This is a genomic window from Streptomyces sp. NPDC007205, from assembly GCF_040634095.1.
GTDB lineage: Bacteria > Actinomycetota > Actinomycetes > Streptomycetales > Streptomycetaceae > Streptomyces.
Genome location: NZ_JBEYEW010000088.1, coordinates 1 through 9067 on the forward strand (window position 1 = coordinate 1; position 9067 = coordinate 9067).

The window sequence follows — 9067 nt, forward strand, 5'->3', positions numbered from 1 at the left end:
CGGCTTCGGTTCGGTACTGGTAGCAGTCGAGGACTGCCGCCACTTGACCGGCCGGTTCGAGGCCGACCTGCTCAGCAGTGGGCACGCGGTGGTGCGGGTGCACACCCGTCTGATGGCCGGCGCGCGACGCTCAGCCAGGGAACGCGGGAAGTCCGACCCGATCGACGCCGAGGCGGTGGCCCGGGTCGCTCTGCGCGAGCCCGGCCTGCCCAAGGCATGCCTGGACGGGCCGAGCCGGGACATCAAGCTGCTGGTCGATCACCGGCGCACGCTCGTGGCCCAGCGCACCGCAATCGGCAACAAGCTGCGCTGGTTCTTGCACGAGCTCGACCCGGAGCTGGCCGTCGCCTCTCGCGGCCTGCGCCGTTTGTGCATCCTGGACCAGCTGGCCCAAGCCTTGGTCCAACACCCAGGGGACACTCGCGGCGATCGCCGCTGAACTGGTGGCAGACTGCCGCCGTCTCTCGGAACGCATCAACGCGCTGGAGAGCCAGATCCGTCGCTTGGTCACCGCTTGAGCACCGCATCTGTTGGCGATCCCCGGCTGTGGCGTTCTGGGTGCCGCGGTCATCATCGGAGAGGCCGCCGACGCCACGCGGTTCGCCTCCAAGGCCGCCTTCGCCCGGTCCAACGGCACAGCCCCTATCCCCGTCTGGTCAGGCGACAAGGTCCGTGTCCGGCTCAACCGAGGCGGCAACCGGACCGTCAACCACGCCCTCCACATGATCGCCGTGACCCAGGTGCGAGGCGACGGCGAAGGCGCCACCTACTTCACCAAACAACTCACCGCCGGCAAGACCAAGACGGAGGCCCTGCGTCTGCTGCGGCGTCGCATCTCGACCGTGTCTACCGGGCCTTGCTCGCCGACCAATCCGACCTCGGCCAACCCCTCGACCCGCTACCCGAGACGCCCATGAGCCTGGCTGCTTCACATACGAGCATCAAGAAGACCCGGTGACGGTGCACCCGTTCATCGAGGCGGAAAAGGCGGGACGGTCACAGCGTCAAGCGGGCGTGTGAACTGCTGCAGGTCTCCCGTGCCGCCTTCTCCTCCCGCCACATCAGCACACCCGGTCCCCGGCCCGCGCAGAACGCAGAGCTGACCGAGCAGATCACCGCCGTCCACACCCAGACCGGGACGCCTACGAGCGCCCCGCGCATCCACGCCGTCCTCAGGCCTGAGGAGACCGTCTGCGGCCGCAGACGCATCGCCCGATTGATGCGGGCTGCAGGGCTCACCGGCCGGCACCGCAGACGCCGGCACCGCACCACGAACCCCGACCCGCACGCGGACGCCCCGGACCTGGTCCCGCGCAACTTCCGGCCCGGCCCAACTGCGACACACGCCCGCTGGAGCGCCGACATCACCTCCACCCCCACCGACGAGGGCCGGCTCTACCCGGCCACCGTCACCGACAGCGCCTCCCGCCAGGAGACCGGCTGGGCCACCGCCGACCACCCGCGCACTGAACTGACCGCCGACGCACCGCGAACCGCCTGCCACCAGCACCGCCCCCGCAGGCCCTGTGATCTCCCAGCCCGACCGCGGCCCCCCATACACCAGCCGCCAATTCACCCTGACCACAAACCAGTCGGATGCCCGGCCATCCGCCGGCCGCACCGGCCAACCCCGGGACAACCGCGTTGGCCGAATCATCCTTCACCACCTCGAAGAACGAGCGGAGTTCCCAGAAATCGAGGTATGCCATCGCCGTTCGATCACCGACTGGTGCCTGCACTGAGCGCTGGGGATCAGCCAGCGGCAAGATGTATTGATCACGAGCGTTGTTGACGGATACCGGGCTTGATCATGGCGAAGACCTGCGCCGCACGGAGGTCTCGTGTCCCACCGTGATACCTGGCTGACCGTTCACGGCAGGCGACTGCAGATCGAGCGTGTCCGTTCCGGCCGTCCTGTCTCGCATGTCGCGCTGAGATGGGAGTTTCCCGGGCCACGGCCCACAAGTGGCTGCGTCGCTGGCGGAAAAGGCGAGGCCGGACTGCGTGATCGTCCCAACCGACCGCACACGGCACCGCACACCCAACTTCGGCAGCGGTAGAGGACCGAGTGTACCGCCTCGACAGGAGCACAAGCTGGGCGGCTTGCGTCGGGCCGATCCTGGGTCTGTCGGGCCCGACCGTGCACCAGGTCCTGGCCCGGCAGGGAGTGAACCACCTGGTGCCTTCTTGGACCGGCCCACAAGGCAGGTCATCCGCGCCGCTACGAACGCAGCCAGCCCGGCGAACTGGTCCACGTCGACGTCAAAAAGCTCGGGTGCACTCCCCGACAGCGGAGGCTGGCGTGTCCACGGCCGTGCCGCCTTGCCCGACTGCCTCGCCTACAGCGAAGTCCACTCGGCCGAGAAGGCCGCCATCTGTGCGGTGCGCGACTCGTTCATCCGCCTGCAAGAGACGTACCTCGACGTACCTCTGCCAGGCTCCGGGCCGACCCGCAGCACGGGGCTGACCACCGACCCGGCGCCCGCCCCGCGCTTCAGCCCGTCTCCGAGCCGGATGGGGTGCTACGTCGACGACTGAGAGTCTGCGAGCGCTGGCACGGCCTCCTCGAGGTGTTCCTCGCAGCCACTGGCCTTACTCTCGACACACTGGACCTAGAGAGATCTATATTACTTTTATAGCGATTTGTTCGACCGGGAAAGCGGCGCCACCCGTTGGGCAGCATCTATATGACGGTTCCTCGCAACCGGACGACTTGCAGCGACTCTACGTCCCCGATCCCCAGGGAGCGGCCACTGTCTCTCTCAAGACCAGGAATCAATCCGGTGCTGTGACCGGTTTACCGCTGCCGCTTCTACAGCGGTTCATCCCATCGCTGCGTCTCGGGGCGCGGCGCTCGACCCCTCCTTCTTCGTTACTGATGATCACCGTCTTCATCCCACAGAGCTTCATGCAGTGAGGATGGACGATCACTCTTTCCCGACTGCCGATGACTACGTTGGGGTGAAGAAATGCCGTTAACCCCCGAGGACGTGCGGAACAAGCAGTTCACGACCACACGCCTCCGAGAAGGCTACGACGAGGACGAGGTCGATTCCTTCCTCGACAAAGTTGAAGCCGAACTGACCCGTCTACTCCGCGAGAACAAGGACCTGCGTGCCAAGCTGGCCGCTGCCACTGGTCCCAACGCGAAGAACCAACAGAACGCGGACCAGCCCCCAGAGCAAGACCAGCAGCAGAGCATGCGGGCCCCCAGCGCTCTACCAGCCGGCATACCGGGCCCTCCGCAGCAGACAGGTGGCCCGTCCCAGCTACCGATGAGCGTTCCTCAGCTGGCTGGAACGCGTGATCAAGGCGGCTCGCAAGGTTCCAGTCCGATGGGTCAGGGCGCGGGCGATCCCAGTGGCGACAGCGCCGCGCGAGTCCTCTCGCTGGCCCAGCAGACCGCCGACCAGGCGATCGCCGAGGCTCGCTCCGAAGCCAACAAGATCCTCGGCGAGGCCCGCATCCGCGCCGAGGATATCGAGCGCGATGCCAGTGCCAGGGCCGACGCCCTGGAGCGGGACGCGCAGGACAAGCACCGTGCCGTCATCGGCTCCTTGGAGTCCGCCCGTGCCACGCTGGAGCGCAAGATCGAAGACCTGCGCGGCTTCGAGCGCGATTACCGCTCGCGCTTGAAGTCGTATCTCGAGTCCCAGCTGCGCCATCTGGAGCTCCAGGACGACGCCCCACCGCCGCCCCCACCACCCCCACCACACAGCCAGGCGGCCTCGTCCTTGCCTCCTTCCATCACCCCATCTGGCGTCGGCAACTCCCACCGCGGCAATCAGGCAATGGGTGACAACCCTCCGCCCTACGGCGGCCAGCAACACATGAGCGCCACGATGCCCCCGCCCATGTCCCAGGGCCGTCGGCAGGAGGCGTCCCCGATGGGCCAGGCGCCGTTGAAAAGCCACGGATTCCTGATCGAAGAGGACGACGACTGAGCGCCGGACCCTGGTTCGACAACAGCGTCGGCAGCTTCCCACAGGGCCCGGACTTCGGTCCGGGTCTTGCCGACTGACGACCTCCAGACCGGGGGCTCGAACCACGCCGCCCATCATCGATGGCCGCGCTAGGCCGACGCGACACCGCTCTGCACTCAGACGCGATACGACTGTCCCACAATTAGGGCGAACAACCCCTGAGCCTCGCCCGAGGTACCTCGTGCCCCTGGACTCATCGCCCTTCGCACGCTGAAGACAGTGTCGCAGGACCATCCCGGGGCCGACCGGGTCACCGTCATACATTCACCTCGGATCGCCAACGACGCCTACGACGGCCTCTGCGCCCTCCTCCACCCGACCGGCTGGGTCTGCTCCAGCGCGGAGAAGGGCTCTGCTCGGCCAGCCTGCTCGCACTGGGTAGATCAAGCGGCCTGTGACCAGGACCGGACCGCAGCACTGTCTCGATCTTCGCGACGGTGCAGGCGGGATCGCGCAGCAGGTCGCGCAACCCGACCGCGTCTTCGCAGGCAGGTTTGACCGGGATCCCAGAGGCCCTCCAGGGCATCACGGCGATCTCTGTCCGGGGCTTGGCCAGTTCCGCAATCTCGTCATCGAGCCGGGCACCCAGCTGAGACTTCACCATGTCTGGTTGGTAACGCCTGTTACCAACCTCCGCTCGATGTTCTCCACCGTCGTCTGACGGGAGCAGCATCGTTACGGCCTCCCCCACGGCGCCTGTTCCCGGACAGGAGTAGGTGCATCGCCGATGAGTCACGGTCAGCACCGCCGGACTCAGGGACACGGGACCCGGTCGCAAAAGATGTGTACGCATCTCAGCCGTGGCCGCTGATCGCTCTAGGGCGGCAGGCAGCGGTGCCGGTGCCGCCCGGTACCTTCCCGCACCGACGGAGAGTCGACCGGCTCACCGGCAAGCGGTTCGACGCCTGGGTGCAGCACGCGTTCAGGGGAGCCCTGGTTCGGTGCGACGCCGACTGTGGCGCAGGTGAAGCCAATCCCACTCCACGGTCAGGTATGGCTCGGTCCCAACCGGGCTGCGTGTCCCTCGATACGCCTGAGGCTTTCGGCAGCCATCGCCGCTCTCTCGGGGCCCGTGCCCAGCTCAAGCCTGGCCGTGGACGGACGTGTTGCATCAAAGCGCGACCTCCGGTGCCAGTGATTCACAGAATGTGAATCCTCGGGCAGACTCCCTGCCATGGCACGTCTCATCAGAAAGTCAGCTGCTCCCACAAGGCCATTGCTCAAGGTTCCGGTGCGGCTGGGAGCGGTCGATACTGCGGCTCTTATCGCTGAGTTGCGGCAACTGCACGAAGACGCCGAGGACGAGAACGTCGGCCGGATGCCGGCCGACGAGGAGCTCTACCAGGCACTGCTGTATCTCGAAGCCCACTCTGGTGCCTTGAAGAGCGAGGAGGCGCGGCGCAAGGCCGCGATCACCCGCGTGAAGTTGTGGGAGTACCTCCGCGAACAGGCTGACGTCCGTCAAGGGAAGGCCATTGAGGATGCCCGGGCCGCGAAGGTGGAGTGGACCGCCCTCGCCGAGTCGCTCGCTGTGAATACGGCCAGCGCTGCCTACAACAAGGCGAAGCGCCTGCGCGCGACAACGCTCATGGACCCGGAACGCGGCGATCGGCCCGTGCGCCGTACCCCTGAGGCCGTTCTCGTAGCCGAGCGTCGCGCTGCCGCCAAGGCCGCGGCTGAACGCCGTATGCAGGAGGAGGCGGCGCGCCATCACGCACTGCTGGCTCCGGTCGCACAGCGCCTGATCGAGCACCGGGCGGGCTTGGATGACGATGATGAGGTCACCTTCTGGCTCGACCAGGTCGCCGCGGTGCTTCCTGACTGTGAGACCCCCATTCAAATCGTCAGTCTCGGAAGGTACGTGGAAGCTGTAGTCCGGGAGTTGAGGAGAAGCGAGCGGGAGAGCGCGCGGCCGGCGGCGAGAACCAACGAGGCCCGCCTCGCGTACGCGGCCGCGACGGCAGTTCTCTCTCGCGGAGGCAAGGCTCCCTAACAACGCCTGGGTCCCCTGTGCTCAGGTCGCTCGCACCCAGGCCGTTGAGGTCTCTCTATTACGCCGTAATAGAGAGACCTCACCTCGACATCCCGCGATCAGCTATTACGGCGTAATAGGCTCCCGTCGCCCGGTTCGGCCCTCCCGGCTCCCCCATGAGCCTCTACTAACGTGTCGGTGCTTCCAAAGAGCGCGAACGTTAGTAAGCTGTCATCCATGAGTTCGCCAGCAACCTCCAACGACCGCGAGAAGGTCGTCTCCAAACTGCCGGGATGGCTCCGGCAGAACCTCAAAGTCAGAGCCGCGCAGCACGGCGTCGAGATTCAGGCAGCCGTCGAGCAGGGCGTCAGGGACTGGTGCGGCCTCGCCTCTACCCCCGCGACCATCGAAACGTCGGGGGCCGACTCCTTTTCCACTTTCCTGCCACCGGGTCAGTGGGACGAGTTCCGCCGAATCGTCAGCGACCGCCGCGTCTCACTGATTCAAGGCCTGGCCCAGTCCGTGCAGTTGTGGCTTGACTCCAACCCCGCCCCGGACGTTGCACGGCCTGAGATCACCCGGCGCATCATCGTCTGTAACCAGAAGGGCGGCGTCGGCAAGACAGCGATCACCGCTGGTCTCGGTGAAGCACTTGCTGAAGACGCCAACAGCCTGCACTCCGTCCGGGTCTCCAGGGCACTCACCAAGGCCCTGCGCGCCAGCGACACGCATTCCGACGACGAGTCGGCCAGCGACGACTCGCTGGACATCGAAAACCTACCCGGTCCCGGGCTCCGCGTCCTGCTCGTCGACTTCGACCCTCAGTGCCACCTCACCAACCAACTTGGGGGGGCGCCTCTGCCGATGAACGGCGACAGCCTCACTAATCACATGGCAGGAGACCCCAAGGGTGATCTCCGCGATCTCATTGTCTCCATCGATGACGACGCCTTTGGTGGCCGACTGCATCTTCTGCCCGCCTGCAATGACGCCTTCCTCCTTGACGTCCGGCTGTCCGCCGTACGGGCCAGGGAGGCGGCGCTGGAACGCGCCCTCGCGCCACTCGAACAGGATTACGACGTTATCGTTGTTGACTGCCCGCCCAGCCTCGGGCTCAGTATGGACGCCGCCGCGTACTACGGTCGTCGCCGCGACGGTGAGAAGCCCGGTCAGTCCGGCGCATTGATCGTCGTGCAGGCCGAGGACAGCTCCGCAGACGCCTACGAACTACTCACTACCCAGATCGACGACCTGCGTGGCGACCTCATGGTCGACATTGACTATCTCGGCATCGTCGTCAACCTCTACGACTCCCGACGCGGCTTCATTGCCACCTCTTCGCTGCAGGGGTGGGTCGACATAAAGGATCCACGGGTCGTCGGGCTCATCGGCGATCTCAAAGAACAGAAGGAAGCAGTACGAATGAAGCGGCCCCTGCTGTCCTATGCGCCCAAGTCGCAACAGGCGATCGGCATGCGCGCGCTGGCCCGGGAGATCGCATGAGCAAGGCCGACCAGCTGGGAGCGGGCCGCTTCGGCGGTGGAGTGCGTCCAGTGAGCGCACGCCGGCAGGCCGTCGCCGCCGCGACAGGAGTGCCCACCGACGCCGTCGCCCCGCCGACCGAGCTTCCGCCGCACCGCATCAGCGTGAACCCCGACAACCCCCGTTCCACCCTCGGCGATCTCACCGATCTCGTGGGCAGTCTGAAAACTCACGGCCAGAAACAAGCGATCACGGTCATGAACCGCGACGCTTACATCAAGGCCAACCCAGACCGCGAAGCAGACCTCGAACCCGATACGACCCACGTGGTCGTCGACGGCAGCAGCCGCCTCGCGGCTGCCCGCGAAGCCCAACTCGCCATGGTCAAGGTCATGGTCAGTGACGACCAGGGCGCCAACTCCGAGGAACTTCTCGAATCTGCCCTCGTCGCTAATATCCATCGCCAAGACCTCCCGGAACTCGACGAAGCCCGTGCCCTCCAGCGTCTGTTGGCCATCCATGGCAGCCAGACAGCGTTGGCCAAGCGCCTTCACCGATCCCAGGGCTGGGTGTCACAACGCCTCGCTCTTTTGAATCTCACGCCCGAACTGCAGCGCCGCGTCGGCGATGACCCCATCGACCTGCTGCGCGCTGTCGCCAGCAAGCCTGCCGCAGAGCAGGGAGCAGCACTTGAGCGGCTGAAGGAAGAGCGGGCCAGGAAGGAAGAAGAGAAGCGCGTCCAGAAGACGGCTCGAAGCGAGGCGCCGACCCAGCAGGAGCCCGCTCAGCGCGACAGCTATTACGGCGTAATAGAGGGAGACAAGCCAGACACATCACCCTCCAGCGGTCAATCCACTCAGGCCGCCGATCACCCCGCACAGCAGCCGGTACCCGAGCCTCGGACGGAAGCGCCCACCGCTCGCGACACCGAAGAGACTCAACCTGGCCTTCAAACCCGCAAGGTCCCGTACAACGAGCCTGGCAGCTTGGCGATGCTCCTCGACCTCAAGATCGAATCTGACGACACCTTCTTCAATCTGCTGCGGCTCCTGGGCGTGAAGGCCCTGGAGCGGGATGCCGCTCGATTCGAGCAGCTCGCTCGCACCTTGGCTGAACAAGCCGCCGCTCGGATTACCTGAAGCCAACGGCTTCCTGAGATGGGCCCGCTCTGACGTCGGAGCGGGCCCATCTATGTGAGACGGTCCCTCCCCCGGCGGTTGTGGGGAGGGACCGTTTCCGTGGTGTGGGTTGTGGGTTTCTTAGATGGCGGCTCCGGTGGTCTTGCGGCGGCGGAGGTAGTAGCCGGCGCCGAGGGTGAGCAGTCCTGCGGCGGCGCTGCCCACGGCCGGGTCGATCAGCGGGATGCCGGGGATGTAGGTGGGCACGCAGGAGTTGTTGTTCTGCAGGTTGGGGTCGGTCTCGTTGCCCGTGACGCTCACGCAGTTGTCGAGCTTGGCCGGTCCTGTGGCGGGGGCGAGACCGCGGACGGTGATGGTGTGGCTGTGTCCGACCTCCAGCGGTCCGCCGGTGCAGGTCAGGGTCCCGGCGCCGATACCGCAGCCGGCGTCGGAGGTGTGCGGGTTGAGCATCCCGGCCGGCAGCGGGTCGGTGACCGTCCAGCCCGTGGAGT

At 66.3% G+C, this 9067-nt stretch carries 8 protein-coding genes and 2 pseudogenes; 8 read left to right on the forward strand and 2 right to left on the reverse strand.

The annotated features are described in order from the left end of the window. On the forward strand, positions 1 to 439 hold a 439-nt coding region (locus ABZ624_RS41020; protein ID WP_360100483.1), incomplete at its 5' end, for a transposase. A gap of 91 nt (positions 440 to 530) precedes the next feature. After that, positions 531 to 917: an IS110 family transposase gene (locus tag ABZ624_RS41025; protein ID WP_360100486.1), complete on the forward strand. Its 387-nt coding sequence runs from the start codon at positions 531 to 533 to the stop codon at positions 915 to 917. 79 nt (positions 918 to 996) lie between these two features. Here the strand turns inward: ABZ624_RS41025 and ABZ624_RS41030 are convergent, their stop codons facing one another. Beyond that, positions 997 to 1161, reverse strand: coding sequence for a hypothetical protein (locus ABZ624_RS41030; protein ID WP_360100489.1), 165 nt, complete (start codon positions 1159 to 1161; stop codon positions 997 to 999). Here ABZ624_RS41030 and ABZ624_RS41035 point away from each other — a divergent pair. The 6 genes and pseudogenes from ABZ624_RS41035 (at position 1112) to ABZ624_RS41060 (ending at position 8576) form a co-directional block, all read left to right on the forward strand. After that, positions 1112 to 1792, forward strand: coding sequence for an IS3 family transposase (locus tag ABZ624_RS41035; protein ID WP_360100504.1), 681 nt, complete (start codon positions 1112 to 1114; stop codon positions 1790 to 1792). The genes ABZ624_RS41030 and ABZ624_RS41035 overlap by 50 nt on opposite strands. Positions 1793 to 1841: 49 nt before the next feature. Further along, positions 1842 to 2382, forward strand: a pseudogene (locus tag ABZ624_RS41040) (leucine zipper domain-containing protein); the annotation flags it as partial. Positions 2383 to 2969: 587 nt separating this feature from the next. Beyond that, positions 2970 to 3944: a DivIVA domain-containing protein gene (locus ABZ624_RS41045; RefSeq protein WP_360100492.1), complete on the forward strand. Its 975-nt coding sequence runs from the start codon at positions 2970 to 2972 to the stop codon at positions 3942 to 3944. Between the two features lie 1213 nt (positions 3945 to 5157). Next, positions 5158 to 5976 (forward strand): hypothetical protein, encoded by an 819-nt coding sequence (locus ABZ624_RS41050; RefSeq protein WP_360100495.1) that lies wholly within the window; start codon positions 5158 to 5160, stop codon positions 5974 to 5976. 216 nt (positions 5977 to 6192) lie between these two features. Then, complete coding sequence (locus tag ABZ624_RS41055) at positions 6193 to 7458, forward strand: ParA family protein (protein WP_360100498.1); 1266 nt, start codon at positions 6193 to 6195, stop codon at positions 7456 to 7458. Continuing rightward, entirely contained in the window at positions 7455 to 8576 is a 1122-nt protein-coding gene (locus ABZ624_RS41060) for a ParB/RepB/Spo0J family partition protein (protein ID WP_360100501.1), read from the forward strand. Before ABZ624_RS41055 ends, ABZ624_RS41060 begins: the two co-directional genes overlap by 4 nt. A 120-nt stretch (positions 8577 to 8696) precedes the next feature. Here ABZ624_RS41060 and ABZ624_RS41065 read toward each other — a convergent pair. Beyond that, positions 8697 to 9067 (reverse strand): annotated as a pseudogene (locus tag ABZ624_RS41065) (hypothetical protein); the annotation flags it as partial.

Excerpts from the sequence above, each read along its gene's own strand:
- ABZ624_RS41045 (WP_360100492.1), top strand. The coding sequence starts at position 2,970 with ATGCCGTTAACCCCCGAGGACGTGCGGAACAAGCAGTTCACGACCACA.
- ABZ624_RS41055 (WP_360100498.1), top strand. The coding sequence starts at position 6,193 with ATGAGTTCGCCAGCAACCTCCAACGACCGCGAGAAGGTCGTCTCCAAA.
- ABZ624_RS41060 (WP_360100501.1), top strand. The coding sequence starts at position 7,455 with ATGAGCAAGGCCGACCAGCTGGGAGCGGGCCGCTTCGGCGGTGGAGTG.
- ABZ624_RS41050 (WP_360100495.1), top strand. The coding sequence starts at position 5,158 with ATGGCACGTCTCATCAGAAAGTCAGCTGCTCCCACAAGGCCATTGCTC.
- ABZ624_RS41030 (WP_360100489.1), bottom strand. The coding sequence starts at position 1,161 with ATGCGCGGGGCGCTCGTAGGCGTCCCGGTCTGGGTGTGGACGGCGGTG.